Origin of the sequence: Glaciibacter superstes DSM 21135 (genome assembly GCF_000421145.1) — a bacterium.
GTDB lineage: Bacteria > Actinomycetota > Actinomycetes > Actinomycetales > Microbacteriaceae > Cryobacterium > Cryobacterium superstes.
Map to the genome: position 1 here is coordinate 1 of NZ_ATWH01000003.1, position 16,507 is coordinate 16,507.

The 16,507-nt window shown below is 63.6% G+C and carries 13 protein-coding genes; 7 read left to right on the forward strand and 6 right to left on the reverse strand.

Annotation, left to right across the window (positions count from 1 at the left end):
* Nucleotides 1-2,578: cation-translocating P-type ATPase (locus K323_RS24190; protein ID WP_022884064.1), on the forward strand; the 2,578-nt coding region annotated here is incomplete at its 5' end.
* A gap of 244 nt (nt 2,579-2,822) precedes the next feature.
* Here the strand turns inward: K323_RS24190 and K323_RS0104350 are convergent.
* The gene (locus K323_RS0104350; RefSeq protein ID WP_022884065.1) at nt 2,823-3,173 is read right to left on the reverse strand and encodes a carboxymuconolactone decarboxylase family protein; all 351 of its coding nucleotides are present in this window, start codon (nt 3,171-3,173) and stop codon (nt 2,823-2,825) included.
* A 165-nt stretch (nt 3,174-3,338) separates the two neighbouring features.
* Here K323_RS0104350 and K323_RS0104355 point away from each other — a divergent pair, with 165 nt between their 5' ends.
* Nucleotides 3,339-3,662: a nuclear transport factor 2 family protein gene (locus tag K323_RS0104355; protein ID WP_022884066.1), complete on the forward strand. Its 324-nt coding sequence runs from the start codon at nt 3,339-3,341 to the stop codon at nt 3,660-3,662.
* A 326-nt stretch (nt 3,663-3,988) separates the two neighbouring features.
* Here the strand turns inward: K323_RS0104355 and K323_RS0104365 are convergent, their stop codons facing one another.
* Nucleotides 3,989-4,885 (reverse strand): alpha/beta fold hydrolase, encoded by an 897-nt coding sequence (locus K323_RS0104365; RefSeq protein ID WP_245570921.1) that lies wholly within the window; start codon nt 4,883-4,885, stop codon nt 3,989-3,991.
* Nucleotides 4,886-5,157: 272 nt separating this feature from the next.
* On the opposite strand from K323_RS0104365, the gene acnA reads away from it, so the two are divergent.
* The 4 genes from acnA to K323_RS24200 all read left to right on the forward strand — a co-directional run bounded on the left by acnA (nt 5,158) and on the right by K323_RS24200 (nt 10,201).
* On the forward strand, nt 5,158-7,947 hold the full coding sequence (gene acnA / locus K323_RS0104370) for an aconitate hydratase (protein WP_022884069.1): 2,790 nt from the start codon (nt 5,158-5,160) through the stop codon (nt 7,945-7,947).
* A 79-nt stretch (nt 7,948-8,026) separates the two neighbouring features.
* The gene (gene mobA / locus K323_RS24195; RefSeq protein ID WP_022884070.1) at nt 8,027-8,662 is read left to right on the forward strand and encodes a molybdenum cofactor guanylyltransferase; all 636 of its coding nucleotides are present in this window, start codon (nt 8,027-8,029) and stop codon (nt 8,660-8,662) included.
* A 43-nt stretch (nt 8,663-8,705) separates the two neighbouring features.
* Nucleotides 8,706-9,020 carry a DUF6457 domain-containing protein gene (locus K323_RS0104380; RefSeq protein ID WP_022884071.1) on the forward strand — a complete coding sequence of 105 codons (315 nt, stop codon included), beginning with the start codon at nt 8,706-8,708 and terminating at the stop codon, nt 9,018-9,020.
* Nucleotides 9,017-10,201, forward strand: coding sequence for a molybdopterin molybdotransferase MoeA (locus tag K323_RS24200; RefSeq protein ID WP_033372459.1), 1,185 nt, complete (start codon nt 9,017-9,019; stop codon nt 10,199-10,201). Before K323_RS0104380 ends, K323_RS24200 begins: the two co-directional genes overlap by 4 nt.
* A gap of 71 nt (nt 10,202-10,272) precedes the next feature.
* On the opposite strand, the gene K323_RS28380 is transcribed toward K323_RS24200, so the two are convergent.
* Nucleotides 10,273-11,091 carry an MFS transporter gene (locus tag K323_RS28380; RefSeq protein WP_022884073.1) on the reverse strand — a complete coding sequence of 273 codons (819 nt, stop codon included), beginning with the start codon at nt 11,089-11,091 and terminating at the stop codon, nt 10,273-10,275.
* Nucleotides 11,092-11,260: 169 nt separating this feature from the next.
* Nucleotides 11,261-11,404, reverse strand: a complete 144-nt coding sequence (locus K323_RS30185) for a hypothetical protein (protein ID WP_157509347.1) — start codon at nt 11,402-11,404, stop codon at nt 11,261-11,263.
* Nucleotides 11,405-11,801: 397 nt separating this feature from the next.
* On the opposite strand from K323_RS30185, the gene fdhA reads away from it, so the two are divergent.
* Nucleotides 11,802-13,016, forward strand: a complete 1,215-nt coding sequence (gene fdhA, locus K323_RS0104400) for a formaldehyde dehydrogenase, glutathione-independent (protein WP_022884075.1) — start codon at nt 11,802-11,804, stop codon at nt 13,014-13,016.
* A gap of 225 nt (nt 13,017-13,241) precedes the next feature.
* Here the strand turns inward: fdhA and K323_RS0104405 are convergent, their stop codons facing one another.
* Together K323_RS0104405 and fdhD are read right to left on the reverse strand one after the other, a co-directional pair.
* Nucleotides 13,242-15,584 carry an FdhF/YdeP family oxidoreductase gene (locus K323_RS0104405; protein ID WP_022884076.1) on the reverse strand — a complete coding sequence of 781 codons (2,343 nt, stop codon included), beginning with the start codon at nt 15,582-15,584 and terminating at the stop codon, nt 13,242-13,244.
* Nucleotides 15,581-16,444 carry a formate dehydrogenase accessory sulfurtransferase FdhD gene (fdhD, locus tag K323_RS0104410; RefSeq protein ID WP_022884077.1) on the reverse strand — a complete coding sequence of 288 codons (864 nt, stop codon included), beginning with the start codon at nt 16,442-16,444 and terminating at the stop codon, nt 15,581-15,583. The genes K323_RS0104405 and fdhD overlap by 4 nt, the downstream gene beginning before the upstream one ends.
* Nucleotides 16,445-16,507 lie beyond the last annotated feature (63 nt).

Below are 16,507 nucleotides of genomic sequence, written 5' to 3' on the forward strand. Positions count from 1 at the left end.
TGTCTCTCTCGTCGCGTGGGTCGTCGAAGGGGCAGAGGGTGCGCCCGTCGACGCCATCGTGATCGCCGCGATCGTCGTCCTCAATGGGATTCTTGGCTACACACAGGAGGCGAAGGCCGAAGATGCCGTAGTCGCGCTCGGCACGATGTCCGCCGCGGCATCAACCGTCTTGCGAAGCGGCGAGCTGAAGACCGTGCCGTCCGCCCAGTTGGTGCGAGGCGACGTGCTCGTCCTCGGCGAAGGCGACGCCGTCGGTGCGGATGCCCGACTGCTCACTGCGAGTGCACTGCGCATCCAGGAGGCATCGCTGACCGGTGAGAGCGAGGCGGTCACCAAGAATCCAGCGACGCTGACGGAGCCGGCGCCGCTCGGCGACCGGGTGAACATGGTCTACAAGGCCACCTCCGTCGCCCAGGGCGTCGGGCGTGCGGCCATCACGGGGGTCGGGATGTCGACCGAGGTGGGGGCGATCGCCGAGATGCTCGACGCGACCGTCGAAGAGCCCACTCCGCTGCAGAACGAGATCAACCGCATCGGCAAGATGCTCGGCGTCATCGTCGTGATCGTCGCTCTGGTGGTGATGATCACCATCATCCTGGTCGAGGGCATCACGGCGCCGAGCGATCTGGTCGTCGTGCTACTGCTCGGAGTCTCACTCGCCGTGGCCGCGGTGCCAGAGGGGCTCCCCACGATGCTCTCGGTCGTACTCGCGATCGGCGTGCAGCGCATGGCGAAACGCAACGCCGTCGTGAAGAAGCTCAGCTCGGTGGAGGCGCTCGGCTCCGCATCGGTGATCTGTACCGACAAGACCGGCACCCTGACCCGCAATGAGATGACGATCGAACGCGTGGTTACCTCCTCCGGGCGAGCCGACGTCACCGGTGTCGGATACCGTCCCACGGGTTCGGTGCTGAGCGATGGTGAGGAGCTCCCCGGCGACCAGCGCTATGAGGTGCAACTGGTGCTCGGCGCGGGATCTCTCGCGAACAATGCCCAGCTCACCGAACACGACGGCGAGTGGCACATCCAGGGGGATCCGACGGAGGCCGCGTTCCTCGTGGCGGCCCGCAAGCTCGAGGGCACGACGGGACACATCGACCGTTTCGAGCGGCGGGCCGAGATCCCGTTCACCTCTGAGCGGAAGATGATGTCGACGCTGCATCAGGAGAAGACCGACCGAAGCCTCCTCCTGTTCAGTAAGGGCGCCCCCGACGTGCTGCTGAGCAGCTGCACCCTGCTTCAGGTGGGCGAGAAAACGGTTCCGCTCACCGAAAGGCTCCGGCAGCAGGCGATCGATGAGGTGGAGGCCCTGTCGGCGGAGGCCTTCCGCACGCTCGGTGTCGCATACCGGGTGCAGAACACCGCCGACTCCTCGGCCGACGTCGACGAGTCGCTCGAGCACGACCTGGTGTACGCCGGTGTCGTCGGAATCATCGATCCGCCGAGAGCTGAGGCCGCCGAGGCGATCTCCGAAGCGCACCGCGCGGGCATCCGCGTCATCATGATCACCGGTGACCATCCGGCCACCGCCGCAAGGATCGCCGCCGACCTCGGGATTATCGGGCCGTCGGCACGTGCGGTGACCGGAGCCGAACTCGACACGCTCGATGACCACCAACTGCGGAACGTCACGCGTGAGGTATCCGTGTACGCCCGCGTGTCGCCCCGGCACAAGCTGCGTCTCGTCGACGCGCTGCAGGCCGACCAGCAGATCGTGTCGATGACCGGTGACGGGGTGAACGACGCTCCCGCACTCAGGTCCGCCGACATCGGCGTCGCGATGGGCATCACCGGCACCGAGGTCACCAAAGAGGCCGCGCGCATGATCCTCGCCGATGACAACTTCGCCACCATCGTCGCGGCGGTCCGTCAAGGCCGGGTGATCTTCGACAACATCAAAAAGTTTCTGCGCTACCTGCTGTCATCGAATGTCGGCGAGGTGCTCACGGTGTTCCTGGGCGTCGTTTTCGCCGGTGTGATCGGCCTCACGGACGCGAGCAGCGACGCGCTCGTCCTGCCGCTGCTCGCGACCCAGATCCTGTGGATCAATCTGATCACCGACTCCACCCCCGCGCTCGCGATGGGCGTCGACCCCGAGGTTGACGACGTGATGGCGCGGAAGCCGCGCAAACTGACCGACCGGGCGATCGACGCGCGCATGTGGGGCGGGATCCTCTCCATCGGCCTCGTGATGGCATTGGCGACGCTGTTCACCATCGATCTGTTCCTCCCCGGCGGTCTCGTCGAGGGCAACGACACGCTCGAAGTTGCACGCACGGCCGGATTCACCACCCTCGTCTTCGCCCAGCTGTTCAACGCGCTGAATGCCCGTTCGGAGACGACCAGCGCGTTCCGGATGCTGTTCGCGAACAAGTGGCTCTGGGGCGCCATCGCGCTGGGTGTCCTGCTGCAGATCGCCGTCGTCGAGGTGCCGTTCCTGCAGGTGGCCTTCGGAACCACGTCCATGGATCTCGCCCACTGGGGCACATGCGTGGCACTCGGATCAGTCGTGCTCTGGTACGACGAGATCCGCAAGGTCCTTCTGCGCGCACTCGCGAGGCGCCGCGGGGAGGTATAACGGTGCTAGTCGGTGGGTGGAGGTGTCCCCGGGGCGATCGGACCCTTCACCGGCTCGTCCCGGATTAGTCCGGGGAGCCGTCCGGAGTCCAGCCGCGGCCGGGCGAGTAACGGGCTGGCTTCATGTTCCGGATGAAGGCGTGAGCGCACAATGGGCTATGCATGTGAGCGAATGCGGCAGGCGGCAGGCGGCGGACGGCGGACGGCGGACGGCGGACGGCGGACGATCTCACCGAGCGGGAGACTCACGTCGTCGGGTGCTGGTGCTCACCCTCGCCCAGAGCATGCAGGGCCAGGATCGAGTGGGCATACGCGCCACCGGCGCGCATCTCTGCCGCAACCCAGATGGCCTCCATGATTTCCTCTGGGCTGGCACCCTTTCGCGTGGCCTGCTTGGTGTGGCCATCGATGCAGTACGGGCACTGGGTCACGTGGGCAACGGCAACGGCAATCAGCTGCTTCGTCTTCTGGTCGAGTGCGCCCTCCGCGAAGACTTGGCGGCTGAAATGCTCGAAAGCTTCATGGGTTTCAGGAGCGAGCTCTTTGCGTCGTCTGGTCAGGTCTGGCGTTCGTGAGGGATAAACGGATTCAGGCAACGAAGACCTCCTTGACGGATGCGGCAGCTCCAGCGCCGACCTCTCCACCATAGGCCCGCAAGGGAGGGCAACCAGGAACGTTTCCGCATGGCTGCGAACTATCGTGGTGCTCACGAGGGCGGTCTACGCCCACCGTTCCCATGACAGGTCAGGAGAAATCACGACATGGATACGCCGATTCCCACTCCCGTATCGGAACTTCTCGACGCGAGCAACGCCGGTGACATCGAGCGATTTCTGAAGTCGTTCACCGACGACGGGTTTGTCGACGACTGGGGACGAGTGTTCTCTGGTCACGAGGGGATTCGCGGCTGGTCTGACGCCGAGTTCATCGGCAAGAGCGTCACGCTGCAGGTGACAAATGTGACGACAAACGCAGACACGACAATCGTCAGCGCTGAGGTCGGCGGCTCAGGGTTCAACGGCCCGAGCACTTTCACCTTCGTCGCTGCCGACGACGGCGTCCGCAGCATGTCGATCACCGCCTGATATCGCAAACGGGATCCTGCTCTGCAAACGAGACCACCTCCGGTTACACAACCAAGGCTGGACCATCGAACGACGAGGCAACAACGAATACCAGCTCATCCCACCCAAAGAAATCGACCCCGACCAGACACCGATCCGGCTCCGGAGCAAAGCAGGCCGTAATCTCGGCAACCCGATCAAACCGCGAGATCCCGAAGCACAGGAGAACTCCGCCTAAAACGGGTTTCGCAGGCACCCTCAGCCGATTTCGAGACGCGGCCTCGTTCCTCGGTCGCTCCTCAATCAGCGGGATTGACCGCTGTTCCAGGTGGACTGATGAGGGTGTGTCAACTGGTGTGTGAGCGGAGAGTGCATATCGCGTCGACAAACTCTGCGGGCGCTTCTTGCGGAACGTTGTGGCCGGCGTCAACGAGGCGATGCTCGATCAGATGAGGGAAGTGCTGTCGGTGGGCTTCCAACGTCTGTGGTTCGTCAAGCGGGTCGGCGGTTGCGTCGAGGATGACGGTGGGAACGATGATTGGCGGCTGTCCGGCGATCACACGTTCGTTCGCCTCGTGCGCCGGATCACCCGCAACCAGACCGTACCTATGCCGGTATGAGTGCACGACGGTAGCCGCGAAGTCGGGATTGTCGAAGGACGCAGCGGTGCGTTCGAATGTCTCATCGGAAACTGCCCAGGTAGGAGACCATTCATCCCACAACTGCCTCGTGAGTTCGCGCCGGAAACGACTCAATCCTGCGCGACCCCGCTCGCTGTGAAAATACCACTGATACCAGTTGCGACTCTCACTAGAGGGCTCATCTGGGGTGCTGGACATCACGGCGATGTCGTGAACGTTGTAGCCGACAACGGAGACGAGTCCCGATACAAGCTCTGGCCAGAGCATCGAAGTCACACATGCCGCGCGACCACCCCAGTCGTATCCCGCCACGATAGGCCGTTCGAGTTTTAGCCCACCGATAAGGTCTCTGAGGTCCTGAGCGAACGCGGCCTGCTGCCCCGAGCGGAAGGTCTCCTCTGTCAGATAGCGAGTGCTGCCGAAACCGCGCATGTACGGAACCACCACGTCAGCTCCGGCTTCTGCGAGACTAACCGCGACATCCTCATAGCACCGGGGATCGTAGGGAAACCCATGGAGAAGTACGACAGGCCATCCCTCGGTCGCTCCATATCGCTCATAGGCGATATCGAGCTGACCACTGCGAACTGTTCCGAGTTCCACCACCCGCTCACTCTACCGGCGCAGTAGCTATGGGAATCCGGCGTTGCAGTCGGTCCAGCGGACTTCGAGACGCGGCCTCGTGCCTCGGTCGATCCCTAACCAACGGAGGGAGGGAGCGGTGCGCCCCACAACTCCGATGATTGACGTTGCGCTTTTGACCCCCACCTCTACCAATGCGATGGGAATGTTTGACAGTCCTGGGTTTCCGGCAGACGATGGGCTTGTACCTGATCTTGCGGTACCTGATCCGGCGTGTCCGGTGGAGGTAAACCATGTTGAACAGTTTCGGTGCTCGCGATTCACTCACAGTCGGCCGAGACAGGTATGAAATCTTTCGACTCGATAGGGTGCCCGGCTCCAGTCGGTTGCCGTACAGCCTGAAGATCTTGCTCGAGAATCTGCTCCGCAAGGAAGATGGCACCTTGGTGACCGCCGACCAGGTGCGCGCTGTCGCGAACTGGGATCCGGCCGCAGAGCACGGCGCAGAGATCCAGTACACGCCGGCACGCGTGCTCTTGCAGGACTTCACGGGCGTTCCCTGTGTCGTCGACCTCGTCGCCATGCGTGATGCGATGGTCTCCTTCGGCGGCGACCCCCAGAAGATCAATCCGTTGATCCCGTCTGAACTTGTCATCGACCACTCCGTGATCGCCGACGAGTTCGGCACCCCGCGCGCATTCCGCGTCAACGCCGAACTGGAATTCAGTCGCAACCAGGAGCGCTATCAACTGCTGCGCTGGGGCCAGCAGGCATTCGACGACTTCCTCGTCGTTCCGCCTGACACCGGCATCTGCCACCAGGTCAATCTCGAATATCTGGCCAGGGTCGTCTTCACCCGCGAGCACGACGGAGCCACCCAGGCGTATCCAGACACACTCGTCGGCACCGACTCCCACACTCCGATGGTCAATGGGCTCGGAGTGCTCGGCTGGGGCGTCGGCGGCATCGAAGCAGAAGCCGCCATGCTCGGGCAACCGATGAGCATGCTGGTTCCGCCGGTGCTCGGCATGAAACTTACCGGCGAGCTCCGGGAAGGAGTAACCGCGACCGACCTCGTCCTCACCGTCGCACAACTCCTCCGCCAGACCGGCGTCGTCGGCAAGTTCGTCGAGTTCTACGGACCCGGAGTCGGCAACGTCCCGTTGGCCAACCGCGCCACGCTCGGCAATATGAGCCCCGAGTACGGCTCCACCTGCGCGATCTTCCCCATCGACGACGAGACCCTTCGGTACCTGCGGCTCACCGGTCGCGAGGAGAAGCAGGTGCAACTCGTCGAGGCCTACGCGAAAGAACAGGGCCTCTGGCACGATCCAGACCACGAACCGGACTATTCGCAAACCCTGGAACTCGACCTGGCATCCGTCGTGCCCTCGATCGCCGGCCCGAAACGACCACAGGATCGGATCCCGTTGTCCCATGCCCGCAGCGTCATCGGGTCAATCCTCACCGATGGTTCGCTGGCTCCGGACGAACTCATCGGTCTCGATGAAGCCTCTGCGGAATCCTTCCCGGCCAGCGACCCGATCGCGTTTGGGAAAGTCGGCGTCAGCGAGAAACCGATCGACCGCTCGGAAAGCGAGCCAGACCGCGTCTGGCCTTCGAACCCGGCGGAGGTGACCCTCGCCGACGGACGCACCACCACTGTCGACAACGGAGACGTTGTCATCGCTGCCATCACCTCGTGCACAAACACGTCTAACCCTTCTGTCATGATCGGTGCCGGCCTGATGGCAAAGAAGGCCATCGAGCGCGGCCTGATGTCCCAGCCCTGGGTGAAGACCTCGCTTGCACCCGGCTCTCGTGTGGTGACGGACTACTACGATCGGGCCGGCCTCACCCCCTACCTCAACCAGCTCGGTTTCGACCTCGTCGGCTACGGCTGCACCACCTGCATCGGCAACTCCGGCCCTCTGATCGGGCCGGTCAGTACCGCCGTCACCGAACACAACCTCACCGTCTGCTCTGTGCTCAGTGGCAACCGCAATTTCGAGGGCCGCATCCACGCCGAGACCGAGATGAACTTCCTCGCCTCTCCCCCGCTGGTCATCGCCTACGCGCTCACTGGCACGATGAACACCGACCTGATGACGGATGCCCTGGGTCACGATCCGGCCGGACTTCCGGTGTACCTCCGCGACATCTGGCCGAGCACAGAAGAAGTGGAACGGGTGATCAGCGAAGTCCTCGAAGCCGAGATGTTCGAGGACGGGTACGCCAACGTCTTCGACGGCGACGACAACTGGCGCGGCCTGGACATTCCAAGCGGTGACATCTTCGCCTGGGACGACAACTCCACCTATATCCGTCGGGCACCGTACTTCGAGGGCATGCCGCGGGATCCAGAACCGCTCAAGGACATCTCCGGCGCCCGCGTGCTCGCGCTACTCGGCGACTCTGTCACCACCGACCACATTTCGCCCGCCGGAGCGATCAAGCGTGACTCACCCGCCGGGCGCTATCTCGTCGACCATGGCGTCGAACCGGCCGACTTCAACTCCTACGGATCCAGGCGAGGAAACCACGAGGTGATGATCCGTGGCACGTTTGCCAACATCCGCCTGCGTAACCAGCTGGTTCCCGGCATCGAGGGAGGGTTCACCCGTCACCTGCCGGGCGGCGAGCAGATGACGATCTTCGACGCGTCGAATGCCTACGCGGTCGACGACGTTCCCCTCCTGGTCATCGCCGGTGCAGAGTACGGCTCCGGTTCGTCACGCGACTGGGCGGCCAAAGGCACACTGCTGCTCGGCGTGAAGGCGGTGCTCGCAACCTCCTTTGAACGCATCCACCGTTCCAACCTGATCGGAATGGGTGTGCTGCCAATCCAGTTTCCTGCCGGCCAGTCGGCCGAATCGCTCGGCCTGACCGGCGAGGAGGTGTACTCGGTGACCGGCCTCGAAGGCACAGCCGATATCCCCGACCGCGTCACAGTGACGGCGGAGCACGAGGGGCGCACCCAGCAGTTCGACGCGATCGTTCGGATCGATACCCCGGCGGAGGCTGCCTACTTCCGCCACGGCGGCATCCTGCAATACGTGCTGCGCCAGCTCCTGGAACGTTGACCTTTCTCGTGGGGGTTGAAGACTCGGGATTGCGGGGCGAGGGAGCGCCGGTGAGGGGCGTGCTCAGTAGGATGAAAGAGTGCTGATAGACGCGATCGTCCTGGCTGGAGGACGATCGTCGAGGCTCGGATCGGTACCCAAGGCAGGGTTGATTTACCAGGAGCAGTCGCTTCTCAGCCGAACGGTGGCGGCAACGGCAGGAGCGGCACGGCAGACCGTGGTGGTCGGCGACGTCGGCCCCGTTGACCTCCCGCTAGGGGTTCTCGTCACCCGGGAGAACCCGCCGTTCAGCGGCCCTGTGTCCGGCATTGGAGCCGGACTGGACGCGCTCGCCACGCATGACGCCCGGCCGAGCGATTACCTGCTGGTCCTTGCGTGCGACATGCCCGCCGTCGAGTCGGCAGTGCGATGCCTGTTTGAGAACCTGACCGGCGACGCCGACGGATTCATTGCGATCGACGAAAACCAGCGGCTGCAGCCGCTGGCGGCGGTGTATCGCACCGAATCACTCGCCGGGGCGCTTGTGAGCAGCCGCCGATCCGGGGGACTGGGCGGCCTGCCGGTCTTCCGGCTGATCGCCGACCTCAGACTGACACCAGTCGACGTACCCGCCGGGTCAACGGATGACGTGGATACCTGGGCAGACGCGGAGCGATTCGGCATCCGGTCGCCACACGTCCACACACTGGTCGACGTTGAGCCAGTGAATGAATGAACCACTCAGTGAATCCACTCAGTGATTTGAATAAGGAGAGAAAATGACCGAACGCGAAGAAGAGGACCAGATTCTGACTGAGTGGGTTCGTCGACTCGTCGACGCGCTCCAGATCCTGGAGCTGGATGTGGACCAGAAGGCGATCCTCGGACTCGCCGGAAAGGCGGCCCACTCCGTTCTCCGACCTGCCGCGCCACTCACGACATTCGTCGTGGGCTACGCTGCCGGCATCGCAGCGGGCGGAGGGACCGACCCTCAGGCTGCCGTGCGCAAGGCGACCGATACGGCACTCCAGTTGGTCAAGGACGGGGCGGAGAATACCCCGAGCGACAAGGGATGGACGAGCACCGGGCAGTGAATGAACACCCCATCACCCTGATCGCCGCCGACTGGCACCAGGCGCACCTCCTCTGTCACGAGATCGCGACCGCACTCCCCTCAGAACAGGTGACCCTCGACAAAGCGGTCGGGCGAACACTCGCCACTGATCTCGTTGCCCTGTGCGATGTGCCGCACTATGCCTCGTCCGCCATGGACGGATGGGCGGTGGCCGGGCCAGGTCCGTGGCGTCTGGTCGACGCGCCAACACTGGCCAACGGTCAGGCATCACCGATCGTGACCGGCGGCCTCGTTCCCCGCGGGGCATACTCCATTGTGCGGAGCGAGCACGGCACCATCACGGACGGGCCATCACCGACACTGGACCTCCTACCCGATGCTCCGCCCGGCACTCCGTTCGCAGGCCGCAACATCCGCACCGTCGGAGAGGAAGTCGAGCGGTTAGACGTCGTAATCCGGGCCGGCACCGTGTTGAACCCCGCCCACATCGCCGTGGCCGCCGTCTGCGGCCACAACGTCTTGGCGGTACGGCGTGTTCCCCAGGTCAGGCTGGTGCTCACCGGCGATGAGGTCGTCACCTCCGGCGTGCCTGCGCCCGGTTTTGTTCGCGACACCTTCGGACCGCAACTGCCTGCCCTGATTGCGCTGCTTGGCGGAGAAGTGACGTCGACCAGGCGAATCGGCGACGACCTGCAGGCATCCCTCGATGCGATCGGAGACGACGCTGATAGTGCAGACCTCATCATCACAACGGGTGGAACCAGCCGTTCTCGGGTCGATCATTTGCACCCGACCCTGGCAGCGTTGGGAGCGACCCTTCTCGTCGATGGCGTCAACATGCGACCTGGGGGTCCCAGTCTGGTCGCACGGCTGCCGGATGGTCGGTTCCTTATCGGGCTACCGGGCAATCCCCTGTCCGCGATGACCGGGATGCTGTCGCTCGTCCGGCCCCTGCTGGCCGGACTTCTCGGGCGAGTTGCGCCGGAACTCGGCCGGTCGACCCTCGGTCACGAATTGTCCCCGGCCAGCGGTCGCAGCCGCCTGATTCCGTACCGGAACGTCGACGGTCTCGCCGTGCAAAGCGAGTGGCTCGGGTCCGGCATGTTGCGAGGACTGGCCGAGGCCGACGGCATCCTGATCTGCCCACCGGCCGGTGCACACACCGGGGACGAACTCGAGACCCTTCCGCTCGCCTGGTAGGACAAGCACACGCCGAGAGGGCGGTGGAATCCGGAGTTCCGGATCCCACCGCACTCTCTTGGTTGTGAAAGTCAGCTCACCGTGTCGCCGACGGCAACGTCGCCGACCGCATCCCGGCTTGTTGCTGTGGTGGCGCCTGCCTTCGGACGAGGCATCCTGGTGATCACCGGCAGTATCAGCGCAACGAGTGCGATGATTCCGACAACGGTGTAGCCGAGCGTGTACGACTTGTCAGGCCCGATCAGCGCAGCGATGATCGGTGGTCCGATCAGCCCGCCGAGGCTCCAGCCGATGATCATGAGGCCGTAGATCGCACCGGCGTGCTTCACCCCGAAGAAGTCGCCCGCGGTCGCCCGCATGGTGCCGAACCCGACACCGTAGCAGAGGTAGATCACTGCCGCGAGGATGAAGAACAGGATGGCGTTACTGGCGTGAGGGATGATCAGCAGGCAGACGCCCTGCAGGCCGAGCATCAGGCCGAAAGCCGTCATCCTCCCAGTCTTTCCCGACACCCAGGCCCAGAAGATGCGTCCGCCGCCATTGAACAGTGCCAGAACGCCGACGAGCGCTGCGGCACCCGCCACACTGTAGCCGGCGATGTCGATGGCGCTGGAGTTCGCCTGGGCAATCAGCGCAATGCCGACCGTCACATTGAGTGTCATGATGCCCGCCAACAGGTACCACTGCGGTGTGCGCAGCGCCTCCTTCTCGGTGAACTGCTTGTAACTGTCCTGAGCGCGCCCGCTGGTCGCCGGTACCCAGCCCGGAACACTGTACCCGGCGGGTGGGTTCCGGAAGAACGCGGCACCGATCAGCGACAGCACCAGATAACCGATGCCGAAGGGCAGGAACGCGCGGTTCGGCTCCGTCGGTGTTCCCCGATCAGCCACTGCGCGACCGGTGCCGTCAAAACCGCACCGAATCCGAAGCCAGAACCCGCAAGTCCGGTGATAAGACCGCGCTTGTCTGGGAACGTTGATCGCAACATATTGGACATCGTGCACATGATTTTCGGGAATGCCGACCTTTCGAGGACGCGCAGACACTTCTTGTCGCCGATCAGTACGGCGTCATCGCCCCGACCAGTTGCGTCGCACGGTCCACGATTGCTCTCGCGGCAGGAATCGCCTGATCCACCTCATCGACGCTAGCCGAGGGGCGGTCGATGTCGGGGTACTGGGTATCGTTTCGGAGTCGGCGCATCCAATCGAATTCGCGGATTTCTGTCTGGATTGGTGGTGGCCGCGACGGGCGCGACGGATGCCGCGGAGGCAGCGCGGCGGCTGGCTCGAGCGGCCGCAGGCGCCCTGCGACCGACCGAACGACCGACCGCGGGGCCCTGAGCGTCGTGGTGCGCCTCGGCCAGGACGAATGCCTCGTGCGGCCCCCGGCGGCGAACCGACGCCCGTTCCCGGCGACGTCCCCCACCCAGACGGAGGTGGCCGAACTGCTGATATCGGTGGCCGAGGTGACCGACGCAGGTCTCGGCCCCCACACATGATTGTTATCCAATCGTAATGGTGCTAGCGTCCAGCTAAAGGGTCGTTCCACGTGCTACCTCTCTGTTGCCAGGCTGCGGCCAAAGGAAAGAGGAAGAATAATGCCAGGAAACAAAGCGGTTGCCTACAAGGGTCCGGGGAAAGTCGCAATCGTCGACATCGACTACCCCACCTTCGAACTGAAAGACGGCCCGGGTGTTGATCCCGCGAATATCGGCCGCAAGGTACCGCACGGGGTCATCCTCAAAACGGTCGCGACGAATATTTGCGGATCCGACCAGCACATGGTGCGCGGCCGCACCACCGCCCCGGTCGACCTTGTCCTGGGTCATGAGATCACCGGTGAGGTCGTCGAGGTGGGCTCGGATGTGGAATTCATCAAGGTCGGGGATCTCGTCTCGGTCCCGTTCAACATCTCATGTGGCCGGTGCCGCAATTGCAAGGAACGCAAGACCGGAATCTGCCTGAACGTCAACCCCGCGGGCTACGGCAGCGCGTTCGGGTATGTCGACATGGGCGGCTGGGTGGGTGGTCAGGCCGAATACGTCCTCGCGCCCTACGCGGACTGGAACCTGCTAAAGTTCCCGGACAAGGATCAGGCGCTGGAGAAGATCATGGATCTGACCATGCTCTCCGACATCTTCCCCACCGGATTCCACGGCTGTGTTTCCGCCGGGGTGACGGTCGGCTCCACCGTCTACATCGCCGGCGCCGGCCCGGTCGGGTTGGCAGCGGCGACGAGTGCGCAATTGCTCGGCGCCTCGGCGGTCATCGTCGGTGACATGAACGAGAAGCGCCTAGCGCAGGCTCGCAGCTTCGGCTGCGAGACGATTGACCTCACCAAGGGCGGCCCCGGAGAACAAATCGAGCAGATCCTCGGATCGCCAACCGTTGACTGCGCGGTGGATGCCGTCGGCTTCGAAGCGAAGGGACACGGCGCAGGTGCCGCCGAAGCACCGGCGACGGTCCTCAACTCAATAATGGATATCACCAACGCGGGCGGCTCCTTGGGAATCATCGGCCTCTACGTCACGGGTGACCCGGGCGCTGCCGACGAAGCCGCGAAGAAGGGCTCGCTCTCACTGAGTCTGGGCACCGGCTGGGCAAAGTCGCTGGCCTTCACGACCGGACAATGCCCGGTAATGAAGTACCACCGCGGACTGATGAATGCGATCCTGCGGGACAAGGTACACATTTCGGACAATGTGAATGGGCAGGCGATTCCGCTGGAGGAGGCGCCGAACGGCTACGCCGATTTCGACTCCGGCGCTTCGGTCAAGTACGTGCTGAACCCGAACGGGTACATCGCGGCCTGACTCGGTGGCTCGCGGGTGACAGTGGCAGCGCGGGACTCCGTCGCGCCACTGTCACCTTCGCCGGGCGGTCATTACTGAAAATGACATCCTGTGGCTTTCGCCAAAAGATGGCCATGTCCTTTCGTCTTTCGATAGCGGTGCCGCCGCCGACCGGCATGTCATAAGGGGAAGGCCTTGCGGGCGCGGGCGAGTGTTTATCGTCGTCACGCTCGTGTTCTGAAACGCTCAGACGAGCACGGCGGCTCCTGCCTCGTCGGAAACGGGCGCATTCCGGGCAACCCGCGACGGTTCAAGCCTGATCACGACAGACTTCGACGCCGGGGTGTTGCTGCCTTCCGCGGTGGAGTCGAGCGCCACCAGCTCGTTCGCTTCCGGGAAGTACGCGGCGGCGCATCCCCTGGCCGTCGGATACGACACGACGCGCCACTTTCTCAAAACACGTTCAATTCCGTCCGTGAACTCGCTGTGCACATCGACCAGCTCCCCGTCGACAAGACCGAGTTCGACGAGGTCATCTGGGTTGACGAAGATCACTTCGCGACCCTTCTTGATGCCGCGGTAGCGGTCGTTCAGGCTGTAGATGGTGGTGTTGAACTGATCGTGCGAGCGCAAGGTCTGCAAGAGCAGCCGTCCCTCTGGGCGCTCGATGTACTCAAGGTCGTTCACGGTGAGCATGGCCTTGCCTGTCGCCGTCGGGAACGTGCGGGAGTCACGGGGACCATTCGCCAATACGAACCCACCGTCCTGGCGGACTCGCACGTTGAAGTCCGTGAACCCCTCGACGACATGCTCGATGTGGTCACGGATGAGGTCGTAATTGCGCTCGAAACCTGTCCAGTCCACAGCCACCTTGTCACCGAGCACCGCCCGCGCAAGCCGTGTGACGATCGCGATCTCTGACAAAAGGTTGGGAGCGACAGGGGGAATCCGGCCGTGCGAGGCGTGCACCGCACAGACGGAGTCCTCAACGGAGACGAACTGCTCTCCAGTGACCTGCAGATCGATCTCGCTCCGCCCCATGGTGGGCAGGATCAGTGCCTCCTCACCCACAACTGCATGAGATCGGTTCAGCTTGGTGGAGATCTGCACGGTCATCTCGGTGGTCTGCATCGCGGCTTCGGCGACGGCGGTGTCGGAGATCGCCGCAACCAGATTGCCACCGAGGGCGATCCAGACCTTGATCCTCCCGTCCCGCATGCCACGGATGCCGTCAACACTGTCAACGCCGTCCTTCCGAGGCGGGTCGAAGCCGAACTCGGCCTGCAGTGCGTCGAGGAACGCCGGCGGCATCTTCTCCCAGACACCCATGGTTCGGTCGCCCTGCACGTTGCTGTGGCCGCGGATCGGGGACGCTCCCGCTCCCGGTCGGCCGATGTTGCCACGCAACAGGAGCAGGTTGATGATCTCCTTGATCGTCGGCACAGCCTTCTTGTGCTGCGTCAGGCCCATCGCCCAGGTGATGATGACTTTGTCCGCTTTCAGGTACCTGCTGGCCAGCTCGTCGATCTCAGCAGTCGTCAATCCCGTTGCCTCGAGCACGGTGCTCTCTTCGAGGCTCGAAAGATGCACCTTCAGCTCTTCGAGGCCCTGGCAATGTTCATCGAGGAACGTGTGGTCCAGCACCGTTCCCTGGTTCGCCGCCTCTGCCTCCAACACCCGCTTCGAGAGTGCCTGCATGAGTGCCATGTCGCCACCGAGGCGGATCTGCAGGTACTGGTCGGCCAGCCCGGTGCCGTTGCCGATGATTCCGCGCACACGCTGCGGGTTCTTGTATCGCAGCAGGCCGGCCTCCGGCAGCGGGTTGACAGCGACGATCTCGGTGCCGGCATCCTTCGCCTCCTCCAGTGCGGTCAGCATCCGCGGGTGGTTGGTACCCGGGTTCTGACCCATGATGATGATCAGGTCGGCCTTGGCGAAGTCCTTGTATGCGATGGTGCTCTTGCCGATGCCGAGGGTCTGGCCCATCGCAAGGCCAGTCGACTCGTGGCACATATTGGAGCAGTCAGGCAGGTTGTTTGTGCCGAACGCCCGCACGAACAATTGGTAGATGAACGCCGTCTCGTTGGCGGTGCGCCCGCTGGTGTAGAACGCCGCTTCATCTGGCGAGGCCAGGCCATTCAGCTTCGCAGCGATGATCCCGAACGCCCGCTCCCAGCTGACCGGCTGGTAGTAGTTCTCGCCGGGCGCCTTCCACACCGGTTCGGTGAGACGACCCTGCATGCCGAGCCAATACTCGGACTTCTTCAGCAGATCGTTGATCGAGTGCGATGCCCAGAAACTCGTCGGGACCGTGAGCTGGGTCGCTTCCCAGGTCAGCGCCTTGGCGCCGTTCTCGCAGAACTCGAGCGCCTTGCGATGGTCGGGGTCCGGCCATGCACAGCTCATGCAGTCGAAGCCGTCTTTCTGGTTCATCGCAGTGAGGGTCTTCAGCGATCTGCTGATGCCCATCTCTTTGAATGCCGGACCCATCGAATGGAGGATCCCCGGAATGCCTGCCGCCGAGGTCTGCGGCTTCGTGATCTCTATTTCGCTGTCATCAACATCCTGAATCGGGGCCTTGCTGGTCATGCTGCACTGCCTTCCTTAACCCGTTCCTTCGTTCCGGTGACGCGTTCGTCACCGGCATAGATCACCATCGAAGACCCGCGGAGAAAACCAACGAGGGTCATTCCGGCGTCGGTCGCCAGCTCTGCAGCCAGTGATGACGGCGCCGAGACTGCCGCCAGCATCGGGATGCCCGCCATAATCGCCTTCTGGGTGAGCTCAAAGCTCGCCCGGCCGGAGACCATCAGAACCGTGCCACGAAGTGGCAGCCGGTTCTCCTTGAGCGCCCAGCCGACAACTTTGTCAACTGCGTTGTGACGGCCGACGTCTTCCCTGAGAACAAACATTTCTCCGGTTTCGCCGTCGAACAGGGCAGCGGCGTGCAGGCCACCGGTCTTCTCGAATACAGCCTGTTCCTCGCGAAGACGGTCGGGCAACCCGGTGAGCAGAGCCGGATCGATGCGAAGCGGATCATCGCGAACCTCGTAGACGGACTGGGTTCGAACTGCGTCGATGCTGGCCTTGCCACACAGCCCGCACGAGCTCGTGGTGTAGAACGAACGCTCCAGGCTGGGGTCGGGAGCTGCGACCCCTGGAGCGAGGGTCACATCGAGCACATTATAGGTGTTCAACCCTTCGGCTGTGGCCCCGGCGCAGTATCTGGCGGCGGCAAAATCGGACCCACGACTGATCACTCCCTCTGACACCAGGAACCCGGCCGCCAGGTCGAAATCATGGCCGGGAGTGCGCATCGTCACGGCCAGCGAACGGCCTCCGACCCGAATCTCCAGGGGCTCTTCCACAGTCAGGACGTCTTCTCGCACGACAGAGGAATCGCCCACTGTGAGGCGGGTGACTCTGCGCCGAGCCGTGATTCTGGTCATTTCTCAGGCCTATCAGCTGGAACTCGGCAAAGCAAGACGGTTAGGGGTTTCAGATTCCTGCTT